The organism is Alkalimarinus coralli (assembly GCF_023650515.1).
In the GTDB taxonomy this organism is placed as follows: Bacteria; Pseudomonadota; Gammaproteobacteria; order Pseudomonadales; family Oleiphilaceae; genus Alkalimarinus; species Alkalimarinus coralli.
Genome location: NZ_CP096016.1, coordinates 1,321,706 through 1,346,197 on the forward strand (window position 1 = coordinate 1,321,706; position 24,492 = coordinate 1,346,197).

Here is a 24,492-nt window from a genome sequence, read left to right on the forward strand (position 1 = left end):
CCAGCTTAGTGCCGTCTGGAGACCTCAATGACACCGTCATTGTCCAGTTCCTGTTTCATTTTTTCGAACTCGGTGACAATCTCCCCGATGGGGTCTTGAGTTGCCAGTGTGGCAATGACAATAGCGATGCTGCTGAACAGGAATCCGGGCACTATTTCGTATAAGTCAAAAATTCCGCCGCTGAGTTGTTTCCAGGCAACGACGGTAACGCCACCTACTAAAATACCTGCCAGCGCGCCATTTCGATTCATTCTTTTCCAGTATAAGGATAACAACAGTGCAGGGCCGAATGCGGCACCAAATCCAGCCCATGCATAAGAAACCAGACCCAGTACTGTATTGTCAGGTGTTAAGGCCAAAGCGAGTGCGACGACGGATATTAGCACGACAGCCAAACGACCTACCGTCACAACCTGTTTGGGTGATGCATTCTTATTGATCAGTACTTTGTAAAAATCCTCTGCCAACGCTGATGATGAGACCAGAAGCTGCGAGTCGGCTGTACTCATTACCGCAGCCAGAATTGCGGCCAGCAGGATACCCGCCACAACCGGATGAAATAGCGCATTAACCAGCAACATGAAAATTTTCTCGGAATCCGAAATTTGGCCACCCATTGTACTATTTACATAAAGCAAACCGGCAAAACCAACAAACAGCGCACCTATCTGACTCAAGCCAGACCATGTTACAGATATTCGGCGTGCGGTAGGGATGTCCTTATTTGATCTAATCGCAGCGAAACGTGCCAAAATGTGAGGTTGCCCAAAATAACCTAACCCCCACGCAACGAGTGAAATAATCGAGATGGCCGATAGGGCTTCACCTTTGTTATCAGTAAACATGTTGAGAAAGTGCGGGTTACTCGCTTCCATTCCATCAAACACCGCACTGAATCCGCCATTGCTTTGCATTGCGATAATGGGGACGATCAGCAATGCTGCGGCCATTAAAAGGCCTTGCACCAGATCTGTCCAGGACACGGCTAGAAAACCGCCAAATAGCGTATATGAGATCACACATAGGGTGCCAATGATAACGGCCCATGTATAGTCCAAACCGAATACGGTCTCGAACAGTTTGCCTCCTGCAACGAGGCCTGAGCTGGTATAGAAAAGAAAAAACAACAAGATAAAAAACGCAGAGACAAGCTGTAGCAATTTGCTGTTGTCGCGAAAGCGGTTGGCAAAAAACTCAGGTAACGTCAGCGAATCATTGGATATGATGCTATAGACCCTTAGCCGCCTGGCTGTCACCAACCAGTTCAACCAGAATCCTGTCAGCAACCCTCCGGCTAACCAAAAAGCTTCAAAGCCCGATGCCAGCGCATAGCCTGGTAACCCCAATAAGAGCCAGCCGCTCATATCGGAAGCCCCGGCACTCAGCGCGGCGGGCCACGGGCCTAGTGAACGTCCACCAAGAAAGTAGTCTGAAGAGTTCGTGGTTCGCTGGTAGGCAACATAACCAATCGCCAGCATCATTAACAGATACAGGATGAAGGTCGCCGTGACGACTATTGAGTTTTCTATCATATTAAACCTCTCTTACTTTTATATTTGTTTTAATGATCGGTAACTTGTTCACTTTCCAATGACAAAAGTGTCGCGTTTCCGCCAACCGCCGTCGTATTGATGGTTCGGGTTCGTTCTGTGGCGAAACGCATTAGGTAACGGGGGCCACCGGCTTTCGGTCCGGTGCCTGAAAGGCCCTGTCCTCCAAATGGTTGCACACCGACACTTGCGCCAATTTGGTTCCTATTGATATAGACGTTTCCTACATGTACTTTGCTATCAATATAGCTGGCAGTGGTCTCATTTCGAGTATGAATGCCTAATGTGAGTCCATAGCCTGAGTTGTTTATCTGCTCAATCACCTGATTCAACTCACTGGCTTTGTATGTAATGACATGTAGGACTGGGCCAAAGTTTTCTTTTTCCAACTGCGCCATGTTGTCAATCTTGAATGCTATAGGCGCAATAAAACATTCGCTGCTTAATGTTGCGGGCATGCTTGTCTCATAGATAAGGGTCGCGGAGTTTCGCATTTTATCGATGTGATCGCGCAACATTTTTTGGGCATTCTCGTCTATCACCGGGCCAATGTCGGTTTCGTGCAGAGACGGGTCGCCAAGTTTGAGTTCTGCCATTGCCCCTTTTAACAAGGTCAACATGCGTGGTGCGACATCTTCCTGCAGGTATAAAACCCGTAGTGCAGAACAACGTTGGCCTGCGCTTTTGAATGCCGACTGCACCACATCCTTAATGACCTGTTCGGGGAGTGCAGTACTGTCAACGATCATCGCATTTTGGCCACCGGTCTCGGCGATTAATGGTGCAATAGCGCCTGTACGTGCCGCCAAACTGCGGTTAATCCTGAGCGCCGTGTTGGTGGAGCCGGTAAATGCTACGCCCGCAATACGTTCATCTTGTGTGATGGCATTACCTACTACAGAGCCTTCGCCGGCAAGCAGGTGGAGAGCGTCCTGCGGAACGCCTGCTTTATGCATTAGTTCTACCGCTCGGCTTGCAATCAGCGTCGTCTGTTCTGCAGGTTTTGCAACAACGGTATTGCCTGCTACCAGTGCGGCGGCGACTTGACCGATAAATATGGCTAGCGGGAAATTCCATGGGCTAATGCATGCAAATACGCCACGGCCTTCCAGATATAGTTCGTTGGATTCTCCTGTTGGGCCTGGCATAACCAGTGGTGCTGAAAATTGAGAGCGAGCCTGGCAGGCATAATAACGACAGAAATCGACCGCTTCGCGTATCTCATCAATGCTGTCTTGAATAATCTTGCCAGCTTCGCGGTGGCACAAGGCAATGAGTTCTGGTGTGTTAGATTCCATTAGATCAGCCATTTTCTCCAGGCAATGCGCTCGCGCCTCTACGGGGACTTTATTCCACTTCTCAAACGCAGAGTGGGCCGCGTCAATCGCCTTTGTGACGCCCGTTTTATCTGTCCAGTAGACTTCGCCGACCAGGCTGCTTTGCTTATATGGGCTTCTGACTTTAACTGATTTATTATCCGTTACGAGTGCTCCACCAATGATTGCGCCCCCTTGCCATTGCTGGGTCATGAAAGCGTTTATCTGGTCGCTAAAAGGCTTGCACTGACTATTTATGTCGATGTTAATTCCTGCAGAGTTTTTACGATCAGCGCCGAAGATATCAGCCGGAAGAGGGATTTTTTCATTCCTCAAAGGCGCTTGTTGTTGCAACACGTCGGCGGGGTGGTGAACCAGGCTGGAGATGGGCGTGTTGGCATCAACCAAACGGTGCACAAATGAAGAGTTGGCACCATTTTCCAGTAGTCGGCGAACCAGGTAGGGGAGAAGGTCAACATGCGCACCTACAGGTGCGTAAATGCGAACATTGTTAGAGCCATTAAACTTGGAATCTTTGTTTAATACGATGTTGTACAACGCGTCACCCATTCCGTGCAGACGCTGAAACTCATAATCGTCGTGTGTTGCCAGGTTTTTTATGCTTGCGACAGTATGGGCGTTGTGAGTCGCAAATTGAGGATAAATTCGACCTTTAGCAGCATCACTGAATAAAAAACGGGCACAGGCAAGATAGGATACGTCGGTTGCTTCTTTTCGGGTAAATACGGGGTATTCAGAAAGGCCTTCTTGCTGGCATAACTTGATTTCGCTATCCCAATAGGCCCCTTTTACCAGCCTAAGCGGTATGAGATCCCCTTGCTCTCGAGCCAATGCGGCAAGCCAGGTTAATACGGGCAGTGCGCGTTTAGAGTATGCCTGCACGACCAGGCCAAAGTTCCCCCAGCCCCTGACTTCGTCAGACTGGTATAGCTTTTCAAACAAGTCGAGCGAGAGTTCAAGCCGGTCCATCTCTTCCGCATCAATGGTGATACCCACATCTAGCTTCCGAGCCTCCCTTACAAGCGTTAGTACACTCTGATAAAGCTCTGTCATGACGCGATGCTTTTGGCCTTCTTCATAACGAGGATGCAGGGCCGATAGCTTTATTGAAACCGAGGGTAACAGAATCTTACTTCTATTCTCTTTATCAGTATGGCTTGCGTTATGTTTACCAACGCAAGCGATTGCCGTTAGGTAATCTTGAAGGTATTTGTCGGCATCCGCGCGGGTGAGGGCCGCTTCACCCAACATATCAAAGGAGTAGGTATATCCACTGTTGATATTTTTACGCGCATTTTTAAATGCCTCGTCGATATTTCGCCCTAATACAAAGTGTTTGCCCATTACGGCCATCGCTTGATGCATGGCTTTTCTAATAACTGATTCACCCAAGCGCTTGACTAAGCGGTTTATTACGTTTGATGGCGTTCCATCCAATTTCTTATCTAAAATAACCACTTTTCCTGTTAGCATCAGCCCCCAGGTTGCCGCGTTTACCAGTACGGATTCGCTCTTTTTAAGATGCTTTTTCCAGTCTGCAATACCTAGTCTGTCGCAAATCAATGCTTCGGCTGTTTCGGCATCGGGTATTCGCATTAATGCTTCGGCAAGGCACATCAATAGAATACCTTCTTGGGTATCCAGGCTGTACTCCAGCAGCAAAGAATCGATCATATGAATAGAGCCATCTTGATCGCGCACTTGCTCAATTAAGGTTGTTGCGTCCTCTTTTATCGATTGGTTCTGTACGCTGTGTGTTTTGGCAAGCTCCAATAGCTGTTCCAGATAGCGATTTTCGTCGACACAGTAATTGGGTGAGATAGCGTGTTTGAGTTCAGCGGGAGATTGTTGAGTGAACTGGTCGTTAAGTGCATCTGTAGCGTTGAACATCGTTAGCTCCTATCTCGACTCAAGCCTGCTAATGCTATTGCGAAAATGGCAGGGGGGTGTCTTAATTTGAACGAATAGTGAACCCATTACTTCTGTTATGACTGTGGTAATGCTGCTTCTTATTCGAGTTAGATTTTTTAAATCTAACGTTTGATGTTTCTTTTGTATTACAGAAAATGACTATTTTTTTATAGAAATGTACCAAAATTGACAAATTTTACGGGTGTTCATTAGAGCCTACCCGAGCGCAGTTTTACTGACGCCGGAACTGTCCAGGCGTGATGTTTAGGTATTTTCGGAAGCTATTACTCATTGCTGCCTGGCTCGAAAAACCGCACTGTTGTGCGATTTCACATAGAGAGGTTGAGCTATCGTGCAAAAGTTGCTGTGCTTTGTTTAAGCGCTTCTGGAGAACATATTGGTGAGGTGAGATGTCTTGACTCTCTCTGAATAGGCGTTGGAAGTGGCTGGGGCTAAGGTGCGATAACTGGGCTAATTGATGAATGCTAATGCGAGACTCTAGCTGGTTCTCAATGAACGCGTCCAGGTAAGCCAAATCCAGCTTCTTTGTTGTTTTGCGTTGAGGTGGTTTTTGCTGGCGGTGGTGTATGCCATGTAGAAAACTGGCGGCGATGTGCCCGGCAAGCAGCGTATCTTCAGGATACGTTTCTATTTCCCTAGCGCCATATTGAATGAGCTGCTGCAACCGGTTGTCCAGTTTTAGGTAGCCCGCTTGATCAAATAATGCTTCTACGATGTCTGGAGAGATAAAACCATTCTGCCCCATCGGAAGGTTCAACACCAATATGCGGTTTTCTTCAATGCCGCAATAGTAATGATTATAGGTCGATGGAACGATACACGCTTGCCAGGCATCAACTGTATTTCTTTGCCCTTCAACTTCAAATTTAGTTGATCCGCTGACGCCCACAATTAGCTGATTAAACCGGTGGTTATGTCGATTGCTTTGCTTTGGTAATTGTAAAATCTCTGCGTCGATCATCTAAATTGTCATATCTTAGAGTGGGTGGTTAAAATGTGATCACTCTAATGTTAGTCTGTTCGTAATACTTACACAAACTCCTTTTAATCACGGGTGACTGAGCATCGACCTTCGATGCCATTATGGTGCGTTGAGATCATAAACAAATAGTCAAATATATAGGGTGCGAGCACACCCTATAGTTCTGGGTCGTATATGTTTGTAGTTTATGGTTTAGATTATGGTTTAGATTATGTCGTCGTGCGCTTTTGTGCGAGCAGTTCGGTTCCCATATCGGGCGACATGATGACTTTTTCTAACTCTTCAAACTCTTCATAAATAAAACGCCCAAGTCTGTTAAGTTCTGGTAGGTAATCTGACGCAGCAATAATGCCAAAATCCAGCTTGCCATTGTAAGAGAACATCGTCACGTTTAGACGGTGCCCAGGCCCCAAGGTACTCACCGGATACCAGCCTAATAACTCAGCGCCTTCAAGATATAGGGCGTTTTTGGGGCCTGGTACATTTGACACAATGGTATGCGAAAGAGGGGGAACTAGCCCGATAATCTTGGCCGAGTCGGCGAGCTGAGCCAACCCATTGGTAACCAGCGAGTAGGCTTGAATGCTGACTGCCGGTGAGTCGTCAATCTGGTGTCGAATGGCCTGCAATGACACACCTATTTCCCGCAACCTGATGACAGGGTCATCGGTCTTCGGTGCCAGTTTTGTGGTGACCAGGCCAATTTGGTTACCACCCACTTTGGCATCTTCTTTACGGAGGCTGACAGGCATAGTGATGGTTAATGTTCCATCTAACGGGTTACCGATGTATTCGAGGTAACGGTGCAAGGCTCCATCGAGGCACGTCAGCGCGATGTGGTTCAATGTATTGCGGGTGATCTTTCTAAGGTGGTTCACTCGATCCAGAGGCAGAGATGCCGTAGTGAAGGCCCGTTTGGATGTTACGCTCCCCGTTAGAGGTGAAGAGGCTGCCGTGAACGGCAATGAGACTGCATTTTTCGTGAGGCCCATCGCTTCCAGGCAAAGCTGTGTTGATATTCGGGATAAACCGTATGCCGCTCTAACGTTGCCTTTCGCGATACTGGAAACCTTATTCATGAATGTTGGTTTCGGGCGGGATGACTTTCTATTGTATGGGTTATCTTTCATCGCCCAGAAAGGAGGACGGCCCGTTTGTGATGCTTTTGCACTAAGGCTTCGCTCCATTATCTTCCCGGCAGAGATGCCATCCAGCACGCTGTGGTGAAAGCTAAAATAGATAGCGAACCTGTCTTTGGAAAGCCCATCAATAAAGAAACAGCGCCAAAGTGGTTTTGAACGATCAAGGTTGGGTTCGTGGAGCCCTGAAATCAGAGAATAAAGTTCTTCCCGGCTGCCTTTTTCCAGTTGCACATATTCCAAATGCTCGCGTGCCGTGAATGTCTTATCCTCTTCCCAGTAGGGCGATAGGGGGTTGTCGGTATTTATCTTAAGGTTGTAGGGCGCGCAGGCATCATCTTCTTTCGACCAGGTGTCGACGAGGTTCTTCACGAAATCACCAGCCGCTTTTTCGGGTTTTTGATAGATCTGCAAACCGGCTATGTGTTTAGGGCTGTTTTGGGTTTCTGTAATTAAAAAGCCATTATCGACAACTGAAAGGTAGCGCCTTTTATCCATTCTCTGAGTTTCCTGATCTGCTTATTTATCGAGGATGCTGACTGCGTTTACACAAGTTATTGGCCAGTCTAGGCTGAACATCATTTGGGCTTGCCTACGCTCGTGCGAGTACAAATTGAGTTCTGTCTATCCAAGATAGTTGGAATTATCGTAATCGTCAGTATTTTAAAGCGATTAGATATTGAGGTATTGACCAAAAGAAATGGTTATTGACACTGCGCGCCAATGCTTCGAAATTATCTATGGCATGCTTAATGTTTTAGTGAGTTGTTTTAGCAATACAACGGTACAGCAGCGGTAATACAACGACATTACAATGGAAATCCAACGCTTGTTACATCGCAGGAATTTTTACATTGCTCCAACCTAAGGCACATAACGCAGATTGGAAGTCGTTGTGAAGGGGGGCTTGTAGGTGAAGCGTTTCATGGGTGACGGGGTGTGTCAGGGTTATTGCAATAGCTGCGAGAAGGAGACGCTGGCTATCATGGTGCTCGGTAAATGCTCTATTCAGATTACCTTTTCCATGCTTGGCATCCCCAATGATAGGGTGACTGATGTGTTTGAGGTGTTTTCTTATCTGGTGAGTTCGCCCTGTTCTTGGATAAGCCGCAATGAGAGAGTAGCGTGTGCAAGGGTATCGGCCGATTGAGTATGGCTGCTCGGAAATCGCTAACCGCCTAAATAGTGTGAGTGCGTCTTGGGGCTCCTTCTTCTCGATCCGTTTTTTTTGATGCTTGAACATTGCCGTTTCTTTTAGTGGATGCCGAATAATGCCCCCTAGCGGCGTATATCCCCTTACCACGGCAAGATAGGCCTTTTTTATTGAATTGAGCGCAAACTGGTCGCTGACATATTTGGCAATGTCGGGCGTTAATGCGAATAGCAGTAAGCCCGAAGTTGGTTTGTCTAGCCGATGTACCGGGTAGACCCACTGCCCAATCTGATTCCTGACGATTTTCATTGCATAGCGCGTTTCATGTTTGTCTATCGGACTTTTGTGAACGAGCAATCCAGAAGGCTTGTTTACTGCAATAAGATATTGATCTCTATATATAATCTCTAGCTTTTCTTGCTCAGTTGTCACATCTTCGCCATATAAGTTGGTTTAATTGATCAGAATTTGCTGAATAGGGCTGATAAACTTCACTTTAAATAATAGAATGGTAACAGTTTGTGCTGACTCATACGTTGTTTTTTTGGTTCAGTCGCGTTGTAACTATTTGGAAAATAACGATAGACCTTCAAACACCCCATAAAAACATTAGTATTTGAGAGTAAGTTAAACTGGTATGGCGGAGCAGGAAAGCAAGAAAATAGTTGAGGTGAATTTGCCGGTTCTCAAACAACGCACCGACAGTGTGTTGAGGGGGGCAGGTGGATTTGCGGTAAGTACTGTAAAGTTACCTAAAGCATTCTGGCCTGTGGCGCAGCTGCTGATTCGTGAGAACCCTATTACTCGTGAAGAGCTGGCGGAGGATTTGGATCGCTTATTTGAGGTGTTATACCAACACCCTTTGTCTGAGCACTCGCGTTCATTTACGACCTATCTTAGAAAATACAAACTGCTTCCCAACGAGGAGTCGACAGAAAACCTGATTCGTTTTCTGGTCAAGCAGGTTGTAGCACGTAGCCCTGTTGAAATACCTGATGTTATTGTCGAGGAGTTCTGGTCTTTTTTTCAGGAGCTGATCAGTGCGCCAGAGCTAAAAGGTTTAGTCGAGCTGAACCTTGATATTGTTCGGTTGGTATTGCGAACGTACGAGCCCTTGCTGGTCGAACTGATTAACAAGGTTAAACAGATTCGCAAGGTTAACCAGATTGCTGTCACCGATATGATGCAGAAGTCTCAGGTATTAAGAGGTGACCTTCGTATACTGCGACGCCAGATAAAAGCGATTCGTTATATCAAACCATTTTTACAAACTGACCCTAAGGACTTTTCTGCCCAGGCTGAAATTGTTTCTAAAATGGTGCGAGAGTTTGGGCCTCTATTCATTAAAATGGCTCAGGTCGCAGCGGCTAATGCAGATCTCTTGCCTGAAGAAATTGCCTCCGAGCTACGTGTTTTCCAGGAAGATGTTGATCCTATGCTGCCTGAAGACGTGATGCAGGCATTTATGGAGGTCTTTGGTAAACCACCCCAGGAGATCTACTTCAATTTCGATATAGACAAGCCGCTTAAATCGGGCTCAATTGGTTCGGTATATCTGGCTAAAAAGCCCATGACCAAAAACGGTGTCGAGGTATTAGTGCCAGTCATCGTAAAGGTTGCCAGACACAACCTTGAGCGTGAATTTCAAATGGGCTCGCTGGCAATCGAACTTATGCTCATGAGTAGTCAGTATTGGGCTCCTCACTCCAAGTTATTGCCGTTTTTGTCGGCAATGTCAGAGCAGATTAAGGAGTTTACAAAGGGATTTGAGCAAGAGCTTAATTTTGAAGATGAAGCGATGATACAGCGTCGCTTTGTTGATCGCTCGAAAAAATCAAATGTATGGCATGTGCCGCAGCTATATTTCTCATCAGGTCGAATACTGGAAATGGAGTTTCTTGATGATGCAATGGCGATTAAACAGGCCATTGAGTCTCATGAAGAAAGGAGCAGAACCCGCTTTCAACGTAAAATCGCTGAAAATTTCCTGTTCACGATTTTAGAGCACCTGATCATCCATCAGGAGTTTCATGGCGATCTTCACCCCGGCAATATTATGGTTGATGCTGACGCCCAACTTTATCTTATTGACTGGGGAAATGCCGTTGACATGAATGGCCGGTGGGCGTTGATCTGGAACTATTTGACCGCTGTTTTAGCGGGTGATACTGACCGCCTGGCAAAAGTGCTTATAGAGATGAGTACCGACCCGGAAGGCAACGAACAGAGGTTTGATGAAATCAGGCAGGCGCTTGATGAAACATTAGCTAAAAAGCAAATTACGCCGCTTGATAAAAAAATACTAAGAACGCTGTATCGTGAAGGGCAGGAGGGGTTACATCGACGCTTACAAGCAGCGCTGCAACTGATGTCAAATACTTATCAGCTAGGGTTAGTCGTGCAAAGCGACTATTTACACTTGTCTCGTTCTATTGTGGCAATGGCCGGAACCTACCTGAATATGTATAACGGGGTGTCAAAACTGACTATGACTGCGGATTTGATTAAAGACCTGTCTCTATTCCCTGTTAACCTAATCAAAGACCGCCTCTCTCTTAAGAGTGAAGAGGTTCGTCGTATTTTGACGGTAGGCGAATGAACGACGCACAACATGGCTCTCATTTCTCATTAGCCGCCCTAAACTCAGAAAATAACAGCGACTCATTTAAGCTTATTGAAATAAATGACGATTTTGTTGTTATCGACAAAATGCCAGGGATTTCTTTTCATACCGAGAATGACGTCCCTGGTATTGTGGCGCGAGTTAAATCTTCCCTCTCTCTAGAGGTTCTTTACCCTGTTCACAGGCTCGATAAAATAACATCAGGCTTGTTGATATTGGCCAGAACCGAGCAGGCAAACAGGGCGCTTTCCCAAGCCTTTCGGGCGCGTGAAGTTGAGAAATACTACCTCGCAATATCTGATCGTAAACCGAATAAGAAGCAGGGGATGATTAAAGGGGACATGGTTCGTTCTCGCCGCAGCATGTGGAAGTTGGCCAAAACGTTAGATAATCCGGCTATTACCCAGTTTTTTTCTACCTCTATAGAGCCCGGTAAACGGCTTTTTTTGCTGCGACCTAAAACAGGTAAAACACATCAGATACGCGTGGCACTCAACAGTATTGGTGCGCCAATATTGGGCGACCCTTTATATAATACCGAATCGGCTAAAAACGCATCCAGAGGATATTTGCATGCATTTGCAATAAGGTTCTCTTTGAATGAAAGGGCGTATTGCTTTAAATGCGAGCCAACTGAAGGGGATTTGTTCCAAACCAACGCGTTCAAAGAGGCATTACTACAATACTCTGAGCCATGGTCGCTTAAGTGGCCCTTACGGTAGTTTGCGTGCAATGACAATGACAGTGACAGGTGCTTAGCGGTGCCTTGTGACCACATGAGAGCGGTATTTGCCAGATTGTTGTGCTGCGATGATCTGCTGGTATTTGCCGGATGCGCGCAGCGCTTGCAGCCCTTCATTAAATACCTTCAGTAATCGAACACTGTCAGGGTGTTTTTTGGACAGCATTAAGCTGTATGATGTTTCGTCATAGGCCACGGGGTGATAGGTAATTTTAGTGATATCATCTACCGAAAATTGTTTATTGAGTATCAGGTAGCCGGCCTCTTTATCAGAAGGAAAGATATCGATACGGCCTGATAAAAGCTTACGGAAATTTACGCTGTCACTTGCAACCCGTTCAATCGTGACCTTTTTAGCGTGTTCAAAGCGGTACTCATAGCCGAGTGTGCCGCCTATTTTGTATTGAGCAAGGTCCTCGAACGAATTCCAGCTTATTGGCTTTTCCTTAAGGTGAAACAGCACCGACTTCCCGATAATGACCGGGTCTGAAAACAGAAAGTCTTTGATTCTATCCTCTGTTACGCTCCAGACGATTGAACCATTGGCGGCTCCATTTTTCGCTTCTGTAATAGCCCGTTTCCATGGGCGGAACAGGTATTTAACATTGATGGATTTCAACTTGAACGCGTCAGACACGATATGAGAAACGTAACCATTATGGTCAATGGACTGAGATAGGTAAGGAGGCCACTCTCCATTAGTAATGGTAATTGTTTCATTAGCATTTGAGTAAAAGGGGCTTATTGCTATATAAAGTAGCAATATCTTGGCACATAAATAGTGCGCTGCTGGGGTGGATATACTCATTAAAACGACAACCGTACTGCTATTCTGAGACCTTTGCTTCGCTCGTAACGTCGTGCAAAGGTCTCATTCTATTAACCCTGGCTCTTTAAGTTATGTTTGTAATATGCCTTCTCAACTTAACGCGCGCACACCAATAGCATTAAAACATGAGATAGTTGGCAAATTGATTTTCTCGGTTTTAAAGAGTCACAGGTACATCAACGGTTAGATTATCATTAATATGTACGCTTGTGCACGATAAGTTTCTCTAAAGTCACTACTGGTTCTTATTAAAGTCACTACTGGTTCTTATTAAAGTCACTACTGGTTCTTAGTAGTGCTATAAGAGGTGTATCGTGCCGGCTCACAGGGCTTTGGTTTTCTTTTCTCCGCACCGGCTGCACTGGTAGGCGGTGACTAACTTTCCCTGCTTTACATCGAACTGCTTATCTTTAATAACGACCCATTTGTGAAAGCCGCTTTTGCAAAGCGTTTTCCCCTTGTGTTTTTCTTTGGGGGAGGGGCGCTTGAATTGAATGACATTAGACATAACGAATACTTGTGGAGCGATAGTTGGTAACTCAGTTGACTTATTATGAACTCAAGAATCACTGGAGGCTACTCTTAACCCGCATGATATGGTAAAAATGATCACTTAGTGAAGCGACTCAATAATAAAACGCGTGATGCACAATCAGCAAAGAAGATGAGCTACTCCCCCTTATGTTAAACAGACAGTCCAAGGTCTTATTTTTGGTCTTGTTAGCCGTCAGTATTTTGCTGCATCTCCTTGCGTGGTGGTGGGTTGATATAACGGCGCTCTTCGACCCTGACCCGATTGATGACTCGACGACGGTTCACATAACGTTACAACAGCCTCCTGCTCAGCCGACACCACCAGAACAGCCTCAACCTGAAGTGCAAAAAAATAAACCGAAGGAAAAGCAAGTCAACGAAGAAACAGTAGAGGAGGAAAGGCATCTTCCTATGCACAATGCTGATACGTTTGCATCATCTAATAATACTGATCGCAGTGCCACTGAATTAAAACCTGACGAGCTTGTTGATAAGGATGAAATAGATGTTACGGGAGAAAAAACAAAAGACAATAAGAAGGAGGAGCTTAAAGCGGATAAAACCGAGCGGGCTAAAGCACAGACAGTCGTTTCAAATGATAACAACTTAGAGAAAAAGCCTGAAAACACAGACGAAAAACCAGATATAGACGAAACAAACAGCGAGCAAAAAAGCAGGCAAGTATTCAGTGAAAAGCAGTCAGATAAGGTTAAAATGCAAAACCTCTATTTGGCGCGAATGATGAAACAAATAACTGAAAACCTTGTACAACCTCGAAAACCGGTCAGGCCTGGGCGTGGAACAATTCATATTGTTTTGGGAAGTGATGGCTATCTTATGGATGCAAAAATTTCGAAAAGCAGCGGTGATTTTGTACTCGACCTATCGGTAATGGAAGCAATTAAACGGGTTCACCGTTTCGAAGTGCCCGCGTCGAGAAAAGTTGCAGAAAAATATTACCAACGACTCGTTATTCGATACGATGAAACTATATTTGACCAATAGTTCGTGCCATTGGCATATCCCTTATTCTTCGTATCGTTGGTTGAGAAGAATGACCAAAACTAAGTTATAATTCCTTCTTTTTTACTTCGAGACCCTCTCATGCAAAACACCTCCCAGGTCGTGGCCAGAAACCTGCACTTATTTGATAAATCATCTTTGCTGATTGTCGGTATGCCTGATGATGACTTGCTATCTCAGATCGAGTATACACAAGCATTTACATGGGACTATTCCGTTTATTCAACGCTCACTCGAGGCGGTTATAAGAATGTGTCATGGGGGGCTGAGTTAGATTCAGATGCAGTGTTTAAGCAAGTTTTGCTGTTTATGCCTAAGTCAAAGTCTGAGCTTGACCTGCTATTTGCGATGGTATCGTCAAGAATGGACGTGGGAGCCGAGCTGTTTCTTGTTGGTGCCAAGAAAGAGGGTATAAATAGTGCTGCCAAGAAGCTGGTATCAGTCGGGGAGCACCCGGAAAAAATAGATATGGCCAGACATTGCCAACTCTGGAGTGTCATTAAGTCCGTTGAGAGCGCACCGTTTAATCTTGACGACTGGTTAGAGGAGTACGAAATTAGTGCGGGCGACGATAAACTAACAGCAGTTTCTATACCGGGTGTTTTCAGCCATGGCCGTTTAGATGATGCCACTGCGTTGTTACTGGACAATTTGGGCAGAATACCTTCTGGCAGGGTGTTAGATTTTGGCTGTGGTTGTGGTGTGCTGGGTGCAATGATTGCAAAACGAAACCCGGAAGCCATGGTTGAAATGGTCGATATTAACGCGTTGTCACTTTACTGTGCCGAGAAGACTCTGTCTCGCAATCAACTAAAAGGACAGGTTTATCCCTCAAACGGATTGCAAGATGTGACAGGCCGTTTTAATGGCGTATTTACAAATCCGCCTTTCCATAGCGGTGTAAAAACAAATTACAGTATTACCGAGACCTTTATTAAGACGCTTCCAGAGCATATGACTAAAAACGCTCCATTGAGGTTAGTGGCTAATAGCTTCCTCAAATACTCTGCGCTTATAGATGCCGCGCTAGAGCGTTTTGACATTGTTACAGAAAACACCAAGTTTCGCGTCTACAAAGCATTTAGGTGATCTTTGCTTTAGTCGGGTAAATATATTAGAGAGCTTTGCACGACGTAATGTGCTTTCAGGCCCCGTAATATTGAGGTACGGGGCTTCCTTTTTTCATATGATTCGTCGATGTCTGATATTCACGGTAATGAGAGTTTACCCAGCAGGAGGGCAGGTGTTCTCCAGATAAAAAGCGCAAATCAGACTTTAAATAGTTCTCAGGGTCGGCCAAATCTTCACCCCACTGGGGCTGGCCTTCGACTTCATGATGAAAAGGGTTTATCAATGCCTGTATATCAATAATATCAACCAACTTACCGTTTGAATCTAGTTTGAGTAACATTGCACCACCTCGAATAAGGTATTTCGGTTCTAATTGACCTGGTTAAATTATAGTCAACTGTTTCCCTTTCTTCTAATGAGTTTGAAAATGAACAAATATGAACACACTCAGGATCGTAATTTTGACGGTTTAGCTGAACACTTTAAGAAAAAAATATACGGTTCGTCGAAAGGTGAAATTAGGCTTCAGTTGCTGTGGGAAGACCTTGAAGAGAACCTTCTCAATCGGCTTGCCGAGAATGATAGCCTGTCAGTGCTCGATGTTGGAGGGGGGATTGGCCAAATTTCGGCAAGGTTGGCAAACAAGGGGCATAAGGTCACCGTTACGGATGTATCCAAGGATATGCTTGATTTGGCAAAAGCGCATTTCGTTGCTGAGGGGGTTGCACCAAGTCACTATCAGCTGAAAAATATTTCACTCAATCAACTGCCTGAGCATATTCAGGCTCCATCCGAGCTTGTTTTATTTCACGCTGTATTGGAATGGCTTGCTGACCCGGAATCAGGCCTTACCAACGTTATAGAGCAGGTTGAAACGGGAGGATATCTATCCTTAATGTTTTATAACAAACACTCCGTGATTATGAAAAACCTGTTAAAAGGCAACTTTAGAAAAGTTGTCTCAAATGACTTTATTGGCGAAAGAGGTGGGCTGACGCCTATAAGCCCGTTAGACCCGGTTGACGTCTATCGCTGGCTTGACGTGGCGGGCTTCGATATTGTGAGCAAAACCGGCATTAGAGTGGTAAACGACTACCTGAGCCGCGACTTACAGAAGAGCAGAAGTTACGAAGATATCCTGCATATGGAAAAGCTCCTGTGTCGTCAGGAGCCTTATCTGTCGTTGGGCCGCTACATCCATGTTATCGCGAGAAAACGGCCCATATAACTGTTTTAGAGACGAGCCCACACTTCGACACGACCGTTCTTGAACACACCTTTATCGCCACTGGTTGTTGCCAATGGCATGTATTGGCCATACCCGGTATAGGCTCTGATTGTTTTCCCGCGTCGTTTGATGGCTGTTTTCACGGAAAGCGCTCTGAGCTCAGATATTAGTTGGGCTCGAAGTTCGTTTGATTGCTTATCCGAGTAGCCAATCAACATAATGTCCTCGTTGGGGATGTTATTGCTATCCATAAAGTAGATAAGCCTGTCGAGATCCCGTTCAGCTTTATTATCGAGCTTTGTTCTTCCTTCCGAAAAGCGGAAGTTTACCGATAGCCTCTGATAGCCCTCGACAAGCTGCTTAAATGAAGAAGGTATCGTTGCATCGTCTTCGGGGATAGATGTCGTAATATTCTGAGACACAAACCCCGTTTCTGTAACCACTTGTTGTCCATCGTAGGTTTCGGAAAATTTGATGAACTCCTTTGCAAAAGGGTTGGTCATGTCGGACTTTGTATACATGTAGAGCCTTCTGGCCAATGGATAGTCTTCAGTGGCTATATTGAGCTTTGTTGGCATCAATGCTCTAGATTCACCATCAGAAATAGCAATAATATTGGTGTTGTTGGTCGATGCGATACCGGTGAAACCAATACCAGAAGGGTCATTACTAACGCTTCTGGCAAGTTCATCATTGGACTCGAATCTTTGGGCTGCTGAGTGCAGAGGGAGGCCTTTCCCGAGTACTAGTTGCTTAAATGTATCCCATGTACCTGACTTATCATCGCGGGCGTAAAGTGTAATGGTTTGATCTGGGCCGCCTAATTGATTCCAGTTTCGGATTTTTCCTGAAAAGACCTTGGCGATTGTTTGCTTGGTCAGTTGTTTGATTGGGTTACTAGCATGCGTAATAACTGCTAGCCCGTCTATTCCAACGATATGTTCATTCCGAACACTTGTCATGTCACCAAACTGTTTTAGCTTATTGATCTCTTTGGCTTTAATCGCTCTGGATGCGGCTGCTATTTGCCCTGAACCATTCAGTAGCGATTTGAAACCAGTACTGGAGCCATGCGCAGCAATTCTGACTTTAGCCTTCCGGCTACTGTTTAGAATGGTCCCCTCAACCACTGTTTCATTAACAATGTCTGTTGTACTAATTAGGATATTGCATACGCCTTTGTTTTTCAGATACGCGGATACCATATTTGGAGCCAGTACTGCACCAATAGTGTTAGAGCCGTGTATTTCAAAAAGGTACTCCCTATCTGGAAGCTCATTGGCGAATGATGTAAGAGAGTCAGTGTTTTGGTTTGCGGTTAAGTGGCTGGAAAACAACAGTGGTATCAGAAGTAATATGATAAATCGCTGGGGTCTTAAGTTCACTAACATCTACGAATACTCCACGTAATAGAAAACAAAGGCAGGAAATGATGTTTTGTTGACATGAATCCCTGCGATTGACGTCAAATAATTGATTAGTCCGCAGGCGAGAGCATCGTAGAGAAAAAGTATTACAAGAATATTACATGAAAATAAGGGGCTGATTTAATGGGCTAAATTGTCATTAAGAGAGTTTTGCACGACTACTGCGCTTACAAATACAGCGTTAAAAAATGACTCAAAATGCTCATTTATAGACCATAAACTGCGCTTTTTCGTCATGTTTTGCCTTGTCTTTGATTCGCTCATAACATCGTGCAAAGCTCTCATTAACTTATTCTATGACTCATAACTTTTGAGTTTCTCAATGGTCTGGAGCCTGGCTTCACGGCGAACTGCTGCTTGTTGAAAACGACGTTCCTGAATAGCTGACTCTGTGATTAACGAAGGAACCTTTGCAGGTTTGTTGTTTTCATCAAGCGCTACGAAGGTGAAGTAGGCGGATAATATGTGCTTATTGTCACCCGTATAACTATTTTCAGCTTCTACTTTTACTCCGACCTCCATTGATGATCCCCAGGCCCTGTTAATGGACACCTTGAAAATTAAGGTGTCATTTTCTTTTGCTGGAGCCATAAAGTGAATAGAGTCGACTGACGCTGTAACACAAACGTATCCGCTATGCCGCTCAGCAACGACCAGCGACAGGCGGTCACACTTAGCCATAATCATGCCCCCAAAAGCCGTACCATGTGCATTTAAGTCGTTTGGAAATACTTTATATACATGTCCTTCTATAGAAGAATCTGAGACAGATTTAGTGGTTATTTGAGACATAACTATTCCTGAATGATGATTGCGATAGGGCATAGGTTAAAGAATCGACTAATATAGTTATTGATATAGGTAAAAAGTCGAGCCTGAAATTGCTCTATGTGGCGGTTAACCTGTATAAATTCTACAGGTAGTTTAAATGTAGCACCATAAAGGAAAAAGAATGTTTAAACAGATCTCACCACAAAAGTTTCAACTCCCCACAATTGAAACCGCGCTCCCTGGGCGCGCGAAAGAGATGGTGGTCGACCCCGTTCATTTTGTTACGGGGAATACCGTAAAAGCACCTTTTCCTCAGCATTGTGAGCGCGCAATGTTTGGCATGGGGTGTTTTTGGGGAGCAGAAAAAAAGTTTTGGAGCATTGAAGGTGTTTATTCCACCGCAGTGGGGTATTCAGGAGGCTTAACCCCAAACCCAACCTATGAAGAGACCTGTAGTGGCCTTACCGGCCATAATGAAGTGGTGTTGGTGGTATATGACCCGCGTATAGTTAGCTACCACGATTTGCTAAAGGTGTTTTGGGAGTCTCATGACCCAACACAAGGGATGAGACAAGGTAACGATATGGGAACCCAATATCGTTCAGGTATCTACACGATGAACGAAGAGCAGGAATCGCTAGCCAAAAAGTCAGCCCAAGCTTATCAACATAACCTAAACGGTGCAGGGAAAGGCGAAATTACAACAGAGATTGTTCCTGCGAGTGATTTTTATTATGCAGAAACGTACCACCAGCAATACCTGGCGAAGAACCCGCAGGGCTATTGTGGGCTAGGGGGAACAGGCATTTGTTATGCTGATTGATAGAGGCAAAAAAAAAGCCCCTGGGGTTAGGGGCGAATATTCTCTAGCGCATACTACTATCGCTAGTGAGGGGTAATACCTGAAGGGGTATATCTAATAGCTGAGTGATCTAACTAGCTAAGGATCCGTCCTAAAACACCGTGATTGTACCTCGTTGTCATCCTCGCGAAGGCGGGGATCCAGTGTTTTTGCGTACTTTCAAGTTATAGATTCCCGCCTTCGCGGGAATGACATTTGTTTCTTGATGTACACGTGCTTAGTTAGTTACTTTTGCCTTTAACTCGTTTGCTTTCTCTAGTAACTCTTTAACTTTGCTATCTACAGTTGACAAGTAGCTATCGATTGCAGGCTTTACATCAGTATTAAACTTGTTCTCAGCTTGAAGCTTTGCATAAGAACCCATCATCGCTGCATTCCAGGAAAGCTGTTTTCGAGCATCGTAAGTTGCCGTGTCAAGATTAAGAATCAAACGCTTAAGTGTAGGGTTGTGCTCGCGAATTTCTGCAATAATTTCTGCTGCACTCTTGTTATCTGTGTCTGTTGATCCAAGTTGACTCAGAACTTTTTTACCTTCTTTCGTCGCTTTGTCCAGTTGAGGTTTCAATTGTGACTGAACTTTCTCGCTGACTGATTGAATCTGCTTGATTTGACTTTTAAACGTTTCCTGAATCATTTAACGCCTCAGAATAATAGGAAGTAATTTAATTACCGGTTAATGGTCTATGGAGTGGATGTTAGGGAAATAAATTAGAATATTCATCCTAATTTAATATTTAAGAGGGCAGGTAATTAAGTGAGTACTACTTGCAATAAATGATGCTGCGATATGGTGCTATGCACTATGAGTGATTCAATAGTGGTGCATTTATAATCCTTTTACCTTTTATGCATGATTGTGGTGCGAGTGGTTTTAAGCTTGCAATTAGTTGGTGCATGGAGGTTGCTGTATTTATCCATATTTTAAGGCGAGTTTACATAACATATTGATATAAAAGACTATACCTGACTTTGGACTAAAACCTGATATGTATCTCAATTAAGTGCATGGGCAACGATAAATGTACTGATAAAAATCATAAACAGGTTTGGGTCTCTAGGAGAGATAGGAATGAAAAAATTAACTGCTTCAATTTCGGGCATAGCGGCAGCCGCAGCGCTATCGTTTTCTGCTTCACACGTAATCGCAGCTGATGACACTATCAAAGTAGGTATTCTGCATTCGTTGTCTGGCACCATGGCAATTAGTGAGACAACACTGAAAGATACAATGCTGATGCTTATTGAAGAGCAAAATGCCAAAGGCGGTCTATTAGGTAAAAAGTTGGAACCTGTTGTAGTTGACCCAGCATCAAACTGGCCACTGTTTGCAGAGAAGGGACGAGAGTTGATTGACAAGGAAGATGTGTCTGCAATTTTTGGTTGCTGGACGTCAGTTTCCAGAAAGTCTGTATTACCGGTCGTAGAAGAGCTGGATAGCCTTTTGTTCTATCCTGTGCAGTACGAAGGTGAAGAATCCTCGAAAAATGTATTTTATACCGGTGCCGCGCCAAACCAACAGGCTATTCCGGCGGTTGATTATTTGATGAACGACCTTGGTGTTAAGCGTTGGGTATTGGCTGGAACTGACTATGTTTACCCTCGCACCACAAACAAGATCCTGGAAGCGTATTTGAAGGCGAAGGGCGTTAAGCAAGAAGACATCATGATTAACTACACGCCGTTCGGTCACTCTGACTGGCAGAGTATTGTGTCTGATGTGAAGAAGTTTGGTTCGGCTGGCAAGAAGACGGCTGTCGTATCAACCATCAATGGCGATGCTAATGTTCCATTCTATAAAGAGTTGGGTAACCAGGGGATTTCTTCTGAAGATATTCCAGTTGTTGCGTTCTCTGTAGGCGAAGAAGAGCTATCAGGTATCGATACCAAACCACTTGTTGGCCACTTGGCGGCGTGGAACTATTTCATGAGTGTCGAAGATGAGTCCAATGAAGAGTTCATCGATAGCTGGCAGTCATATATCAAGAACCAGGATCGTGTGACCAATGACCCAATGGAGGCGCACTATATTGGGTTCAATATGTGGGTTCAGGCTGTTGAGAAAGCAGGAACCACCGAGCCTTCAATGGTTCAGGATGCCATTATCGGTGTAGCGGTTCCAAACCTGACGGGGGGCATTTCAACCATGCTTCCGAACCATCACGTAACCAAGCCAGTACTTATTGGTGAAATACAGGATGATGGTCAGTTTCAAGTTGTTTGGCAGACTACAGGTAACGTAGCAGGTGATGCATGGTCTGATTTCTTGCCAGGCTCAAAAGACATTATTTCTGACTGGAGAGCACCACTTTCTTGCGGTAACTATAACGTCAAAACAGCGAAATGTTCAGGGCAAAACTTTTAATCGTTAAGAGACGATAGACATATCAGCAACGTAGGCCACTGATTTCAAGCAAAGTATATTAGCTTGCTTGAGTCTGTGGCCTAGACCATTTTCGTCCTCAAAAGCCTGAAATAATAACGGGCTGAGTGATTGATTAGGAAACTAGACATGTTTTGTTTTAGAAAGCGCGACTTGGCAAGAGGGAAGCAACTGTTAACAGCGTGCACCATAATGTTGTTGTTCGCGGCACTTTTAAGCCCGACCATTGCGTCATCGGATACTTTTTTTGATCAGGCCATGGTCAAATTGCAAGGTAAGAACTTTAAAAGCGTCACCCAAGGCGTTGAGTTGCTGGCGCAAAGCCGTGATGAACGTGCGGAGGAAATACTTCAAATATTGCTAGCGGGAGACCTTTACCGCCATAAAAAAGAGAAGCGACTTGTAACCATTCAGGAAAAACTGGGTAAGGGTTATATCGTTGCAGACGTGCTGGATAGCGGTAAAACATACGAAGTTACCAGTAAACGTAAAATAAAACGTGTTGCAATAAATAATAAGTTGCGAATCAGGATAAAGGCGGCCATTTCACAAATACAATTGACAGACCCTGACCCTGCGAAGCGAGGAGCAGCAGTTATTAGCTTGTATGATGTGGTCGATGATGAGCAAATCGTCTTGTTTGAAAGAATGTATGAGCAAGAGAAAAACAATAAGGTTCGCTCACTTATCGCGTCGGGTATTGCGTTAGGGAAACTAAAAACCGGGTCAGTCGTTGAAAAAATTGCTGCGGTTAAAACCCTCGAAGACAGCTTGGAGCCTGCGGTTCGAAACGCCCTCCAGGCGGCAGTTGATACCGAGGAGGACAAAAGTGTCATCGCCGCGACCCATAAAGCATTGGCGAAAATTGACCAAAAAATTGATAACTATGCATTAATGGAGACGCTGTTTTTCGGCTTAAGTCTCGGGTCAGTATTGGTACTTGCTGCAATCGGTTTGGCTATTACCTTTGGCGTTATGGGGGTCATCAACATGGCTCATGGTGAGCTCATCATGCTGGGGGCTTATACCACGTATGTTATCCAACTAATCATGCCAAATAATATTGGCGCGTCGCTGTTTGTGGCTATCCCCGCTGCATTCCTGGTTTCTGGCCTGGCAGGCATCGCGATTGAAAGAGGGGTTATCAAGCACCTATATGGTCGACCGTTGGAAACACTGCTTGCGACATTTGGTATTAGCCTGATTCTACAACAGGCTGTGCGCTCAGTGTTTTCGCCTTTAAACCGAAGTGTCGAAACGCCAGACTGGATGAGTGGGGCGTTAGAGATCAACCCTGTTTTTTCGATTACATACAACAGACTTTACATCATTATTTTCTGTTTAATCGTATTTGCGATGCTGTTTTTCGTACTTAAGAAAACGACATTGGGCCTTAAGGTTAGAGCTGTTTCCCAGAATAGGGCGATGGCACGAGCAATGGGGGTAAGGTCTGAATGGGTCGATGCGCTTACCTTTGGTCTTGGCTCGGGTGTCGCAGGCGTTGCCGGTGTAGCGCTAAGTCAGTTAACCAATGTAGGGCCTAACTTAGGGCAAGCTTACATTATCGACTCCTTTATGGTGGTGGTGTTCGGTGGCGTTGGAAACCTTTGGGGGACATTGGTTGCCGGTATGTCGCTCGGTGTAGCTAACAAGTTGCTGGAGCCGGTTTCAGGTGCTGTTCTGGCAAAGATTTTGGTTCTAATTTTTATAATTCTTTTTATTCAGAAAAAACCTCGTGGGCTTTTTCCTCAAAAAGGCCGTGGAGCGGAGGGGTAAATTATGCATTCTGAAAAACAGCTATTTGATAAAAAATCTCAAATATTTCTCCTGGTTTTAGCCGCTGTTACGGTGGCAGTGTTAGCGCTTAACCTTTTTGTTCCTGAAGGGAGCGCGTTACACATATCGACGTATACGGTCACCCTGTTAGGTAAATACCTGACGTTTGCTCTACTGGCAATTGCAGTCGACCTTGTCTGGGGCTACATGGGGATATTGAGTCTTGGGCATGGCGCTTTTTTCGCATTGGGCGGATACGCAATGGGAATGTACTTGATGCGCCAAATTGGAGATCGAGGGGTATATTGTGACCCTGTTCTGCCCGACTTTATGGTGTTTCTGGACTGGAAAGAGCTGCCCTGGTTCTGGCACGGCTTTGATATGTTCTGGTTTGCAGCACTAATGATTGTAGCAGTGCCTGGAATACTGGCATTCGTATTTGGCTGGCTGGCATTCCGTTCTCGTGTAACGGGTGTTTATCTCTCCATCATTACACAAGCGATGACTTATGCACTCATGCTTGCTTTCTATCGCAATGAAATGGGGTTTGGTGGCAATAATGGCCTGACTGACTTTAAGGATATTCTGGGCTTCAGTTTGCAATCGAATAGTACCAGGCTTTGGTTATTTGGGTTGTCCGCATTGTTTTTGGCGCTAGGGTATATCGCATGCCGCTATATCGTAACGTCCAAGCTTGGCCGGGTATGTATGGCGATTCGTGATGCTGAAGACCGTACCCGCTTTATCGGTTATCGAGTTGATAAGGTCAAACTATGGGTCTTCGTATTTTCTGCCTCTTTGGCAGGGATTGCAGGTGCCTTGTATGTTCCTCAGGTGGGGATTATCAACCCGAATGAGTTTTCACCACTTAATTCGATTGAACTGGTAGTCTGGGTCGCAATAGGTGGACGGGCTACACTGTATGGGGCCGTTATTGGTGCGATTGCCGTTAACTATGCGAAAAGTTATTTTACAGTTGCGATGCCTGAGGTGTGGTTATTTGCACTAGGAGGGCTCTTTGTACTTGGCACACTTTACCTTCCAAAAGGGATGGCAGGCTTTATGAAGCGTAAGGAGGCAGTGGCATGAGTATTTCCGTTGCATCGTATTTGGACTCAATCCGCCAGCGTGAC

At 45.0% G+C, this 24,492-nt stretch carries 20 protein-coding genes; 9 read left to right on the top strand and 11 right to left on the bottom strand.

Annotation, left to right across the window (positions count from 1 at the left end; all coding sequences use genetic code 11):
* Window positions 1–5: 5 nt before the first annotated feature.
* The 5 genes from putP to MY523_RS05875 form a co-directional block, all read right to left on the bottom strand.
* The gene (gene putP, locus MY523_RS05855; protein WP_250657862.1) at window positions 6–1,532 is read right to left on the bottom strand and encodes a sodium/proline symporter PutP; all 1,527 of its coding nucleotides are present in this window, start codon (window positions 1,530–1,532) and stop codon (window positions 6–8) included.
* Window positions 1,533–1,561: 29 nt separating this feature from the next.
* Window positions 1,562–4,777, bottom strand: coding sequence for a bifunctional proline dehydrogenase/L-glutamate gamma-semialdehyde dehydrogenase PutA (gene putA / locus MY523_RS05860; RefSeq protein ID WP_250657863.1), 3,216 nt, complete (start codon window positions 4,775–4,777; stop codon window positions 1,562–1,564).
* 253 nt (window positions 4,778–5,030) lie between these two features.
* Entirely contained in the window at window positions 5,031–5,780 is a 750-nt protein-coding gene (locus tag MY523_RS05865; protein ID WP_250657864.1) for a helix-turn-helix domain-containing protein, read from the bottom strand.
* 230 nt (window positions 5,781–6,010) lie between these two features.
* Window positions 6,011–7,438 carry a wax ester/triacylglycerol synthase family O-acyltransferase gene (locus tag MY523_RS05870; protein WP_250657865.1) on the bottom strand — a complete coding sequence of 476 codons (1,428 nt, stop codon included), beginning with the start codon at window positions 7,436–7,438 and terminating at the stop codon, window positions 6,011–6,013.
* A 334-nt stretch (window positions 7,439–7,772) separates the two neighbouring features.
* On the bottom strand, window positions 7,773–8,525 hold the full coding sequence (locus tag MY523_RS05875) for a pseudouridine synthase (protein ID WP_250657866.1): 753 nt from the start codon (window positions 8,523–8,525) through the stop codon (window positions 7,773–7,775).
* Window positions 8,526–8,730: 205 nt separating this feature from the next.
* Here MY523_RS05875 and MY523_RS05880 point away from each other — a divergent pair, with 205 nt between their 5' ends.
* Window positions 8,731–10,692 (top strand): AarF/UbiB family protein, encoded by a 1,962-nt coding sequence (locus MY523_RS05880; protein WP_250657867.1) that lies wholly within the window; start codon window positions 8,731–8,733, stop codon window positions 10,690–10,692.
* Window positions 10,689–11,438, top strand: a complete 750-nt coding sequence (locus tag MY523_RS05885; protein WP_250657868.1) for a TIGR01621 family pseudouridine synthase — start codon at window positions 10,689–10,691, stop codon at window positions 11,436–11,438. The genes MY523_RS05880 and MY523_RS05885 overlap by 4 nt, the downstream gene beginning before the upstream one ends.
* A gap of 33 nt (window positions 11,439–11,471) precedes the next feature.
* Here MY523_RS05885 and MY523_RS05890 read toward each other — a convergent pair whose 3' ends face one another.
* Window positions 11,472–12,266 carry a substrate-binding periplasmic protein gene (locus MY523_RS05890; protein ID WP_250657869.1) on the bottom strand — a complete coding sequence of 265 codons (795 nt, stop codon included), beginning with the start codon at window positions 12,264–12,266 and terminating at the stop codon, window positions 11,472–11,474.
* A 343-nt stretch (window positions 12,267–12,609) separates the two neighbouring features.
* A complete protein-coding gene (locus MY523_RS05895; protein ID WP_250657870.1) occupies window positions 12,610–12,795 on the bottom strand; it encodes a hypothetical protein in 186 nt (61 codons plus the stop codon).
* Between the two features lie 173 nt (window positions 12,796–12,968).
* Between MY523_RS05895 and MY523_RS05900 the strand changes: the two genes are divergently transcribed.
* Both MY523_RS05900 and MY523_RS05905 read left to right on the top strand, forming a co-directional pair.
* Entirely contained in the window at window positions 12,969–13,826 is an 858-nt protein-coding gene (locus tag MY523_RS05900) for a cell envelope integrity protein TolA (protein WP_250657871.1), read from the top strand.
* A gap of 99 nt (window positions 13,827–13,925) precedes the next feature.
* Entirely contained in the window at window positions 13,926–14,933 is a 1,008-nt protein-coding gene (locus tag MY523_RS05905) for a methyltransferase (RefSeq protein ID WP_250657872.1), read from the top strand.
* Window positions 14,934–14,988: 55 nt separating this feature from the next.
* Here the strand turns inward: MY523_RS05905 and MY523_RS05910 are convergent, their stop codons facing one another.
* On the bottom strand, window positions 14,989–15,255 hold the full coding sequence (locus tag MY523_RS05910; protein WP_250657873.1) for an acetyltransferase: 267 nt from the start codon (window positions 15,253–15,255) through the stop codon (window positions 14,989–14,991).
* 87 nt (window positions 15,256–15,342) lie between these two features.
* On the opposite strand from MY523_RS05910, the gene MY523_RS05915 reads away from it, so the two are divergent.
* Window positions 15,343–16,143 carry a methyltransferase gene (locus tag MY523_RS05915; RefSeq protein ID WP_250657874.1) on the top strand — a complete coding sequence of 267 codons (801 nt, stop codon included), beginning with the start codon at window positions 15,343–15,345 and terminating at the stop codon, window positions 16,141–16,143.
* A 5-nt stretch (window positions 16,144–16,148) separates the two neighbouring features.
* Here the strand turns inward: MY523_RS05915 and MY523_RS05920 are convergent, their stop codons facing one another.
* Complete coding sequence (locus MY523_RS05920) at window positions 16,149–17,534, bottom strand: substrate-binding domain-containing protein (protein ID WP_250657875.1); 1,386 nt, start codon at window positions 17,532–17,534, stop codon at window positions 16,149–16,151.
* 330 nt (window positions 17,535–17,864) lie between these two features.
* Complete coding sequence (locus tag MY523_RS05925; RefSeq protein WP_250657876.1) at window positions 17,865–18,362, bottom strand: acyl-CoA thioesterase; 498 nt, start codon at window positions 18,360–18,362, stop codon at window positions 17,865–17,867.
* A gap of 160 nt (window positions 18,363–18,522) precedes the next feature.
* On the opposite strand from MY523_RS05925, the gene msrA reads away from it, so the two are divergent.
* The gene (msrA, locus tag MY523_RS05930; protein ID WP_250657877.1) at window positions 18,523–19,164 is read left to right on the top strand and encodes a peptide-methionine (S)-S-oxide reductase MsrA; all 642 of its coding nucleotides are present in this window, start codon (window positions 18,523–18,525) and stop codon (window positions 19,162–19,164) included.
* Window positions 19,165–19,420: 256 nt separating this feature from the next.
* On the opposite strand, the gene MY523_RS05935 is transcribed toward msrA, so the two are convergent.
* The gene (locus MY523_RS05935) at window positions 19,421–19,837 is read right to left on the bottom strand and encodes a hypothetical protein (protein ID WP_250657878.1); all 417 of its coding nucleotides are present in this window, start codon (window positions 19,835–19,837) and stop codon (window positions 19,421–19,423) included.
* A gap of 435 nt (window positions 19,838–20,272) precedes the next feature.
* Between MY523_RS05935 and urtA the strand changes: the two genes are divergently transcribed.
* The 3 genes from urtA (at window position 20,273) to urtC (ending at window position 24,448) form a co-directional block, all read left to right on the top strand.
* Window positions 20,273–21,565: an urea ABC transporter substrate-binding protein gene (urtA, locus tag MY523_RS05940; protein ID WP_250657879.1), complete on the top strand. Its 1,293-nt coding sequence runs from the start codon at window positions 20,273–20,275 to the stop codon at window positions 21,563–21,565.
* Between the two features lie 147 nt (window positions 21,566–21,712).
* Entirely contained in the window at window positions 21,713–23,359 is a 1,647-nt protein-coding gene (urtB, locus tag MY523_RS05945; RefSeq protein WP_250657880.1) for an urea ABC transporter permease subunit UrtB, read from the top strand.
* A 3-nt stretch (window positions 23,360–23,362) separates the two neighbouring features.
* Window positions 23,363–24,448, top strand: coding sequence for an urea ABC transporter permease subunit UrtC (urtC, locus tag MY523_RS05950; RefSeq protein ID WP_250657881.1), 1,086 nt, complete (start codon window positions 23,363–23,365; stop codon window positions 24,446–24,448).
* The last annotated feature ends 44 nt before the right edge of the window (window positions 24,449–24,492 follow it).

Excerpts from the sequence above, each read along its gene's own strand:
- putP (WP_250657862.1), bottom strand. The coding sequence starts at position 1,532 with ATGATAGAAAACTCAATAGTCGTCACGGCGACCTTCATCCTGTATCTG.
- putA (WP_250657863.1), bottom strand. The coding sequence starts at position 4,777 with ATGTTCAACGCTACAGATGCACTTAACGACCAGTTCACTCAACAATCT.
- MY523_RS05865 (WP_250657864.1), bottom strand. The coding sequence starts at position 5,780 with ATGATCGACGCAGAGATTTTACAATTACCAAAGCAAAGCAATCGACAT.
- MY523_RS05870 (WP_250657865.1), bottom strand. The coding sequence starts at position 7,438 with ATGGATAAAAGGCGCTACCTTTCAGTTGTCGATAATGGCTTTTTAATT.
- MY523_RS05880 (WP_250657867.1), top strand. The coding sequence starts at position 8,731 with ATGGCGGAGCAGGAAAGCAAGAAAATAGTTGAGGTGAATTTGCCGGTT.
- MY523_RS05885 (WP_250657868.1), top strand. The coding sequence starts at position 10,689 with ATGAACGACGCACAACATGGCTCTCATTTCTCATTAGCCGCCCTAAAC.
- MY523_RS05890 (WP_250657869.1), bottom strand. The coding sequence starts at position 12,266 with ATGAGTATATCCACCCCAGCAGCGCACTATTTATGTGCCAAGATATTG.
- MY523_RS05895 (WP_250657870.1), bottom strand. The coding sequence starts at position 12,795 with ATGTCTAATGTCATTCAATTCAAGCGCCCCTCCCCCAAAGAAAAACAC.
- MY523_RS05900 (WP_250657871.1), top strand. The coding sequence starts at position 12,969 with ATGTTAAACAGACAGTCCAAGGTCTTATTTTTGGTCTTGTTAGCCGTC.
- MY523_RS05905 (WP_250657872.1), top strand. The coding sequence starts at position 13,926 with ATGCAAAACACCTCCCAGGTCGTGGCCAGAAACCTGCACTTATTTGAT.
- MY523_RS05910 (WP_250657873.1), bottom strand. The coding sequence starts at position 15,255 with ATGTTACTCAAACTAGATTCAAACGGTAAGTTGGTTGATATTATTGAT.
- MY523_RS05915 (WP_250657874.1), top strand. The coding sequence starts at position 15,343 with ATGAACAAATATGAACACACTCAGGATCGTAATTTTGACGGTTTAGCT.
- MY523_RS05920 (WP_250657875.1), bottom strand. The coding sequence starts at position 17,534 with ATGTTAGTGAACTTAAGACCCCAGCGATTTATCATATTACTTCTGATA.
- MY523_RS05925 (WP_250657876.1), bottom strand. The coding sequence starts at position 18,362 with ATGTCTCAAATAACCACTAAATCTGTCTCAGATTCTTCTATAGAAGGA.
- msrA (WP_250657877.1), top strand. The coding sequence starts at position 18,523 with ATGTTTAAACAGATCTCACCACAAAAGTTTCAACTCCCCACAATTGAA.
- MY523_RS05935 (WP_250657878.1), bottom strand. The coding sequence starts at position 19,837 with ATGATTCAGGAAACGTTTAAAAGTCAAATCAAGCAGATTCAATCAGTC.
- urtA (WP_250657879.1), top strand. The coding sequence starts at position 20,273 with ATGAAAAAATTAACTGCTTCAATTTCGGGCATAGCGGCAGCCGCAGCG.
- urtB (WP_250657880.1), top strand. The coding sequence starts at position 21,713 with ATGTTTTGTTTTAGAAAGCGCGACTTGGCAAGAGGGAAGCAACTGTTA.
- urtC (WP_250657881.1), top strand. The coding sequence starts at position 23,363 with ATGCATTCTGAAAAACAGCTATTTGATAAAAAATCTCAAATATTTCTC.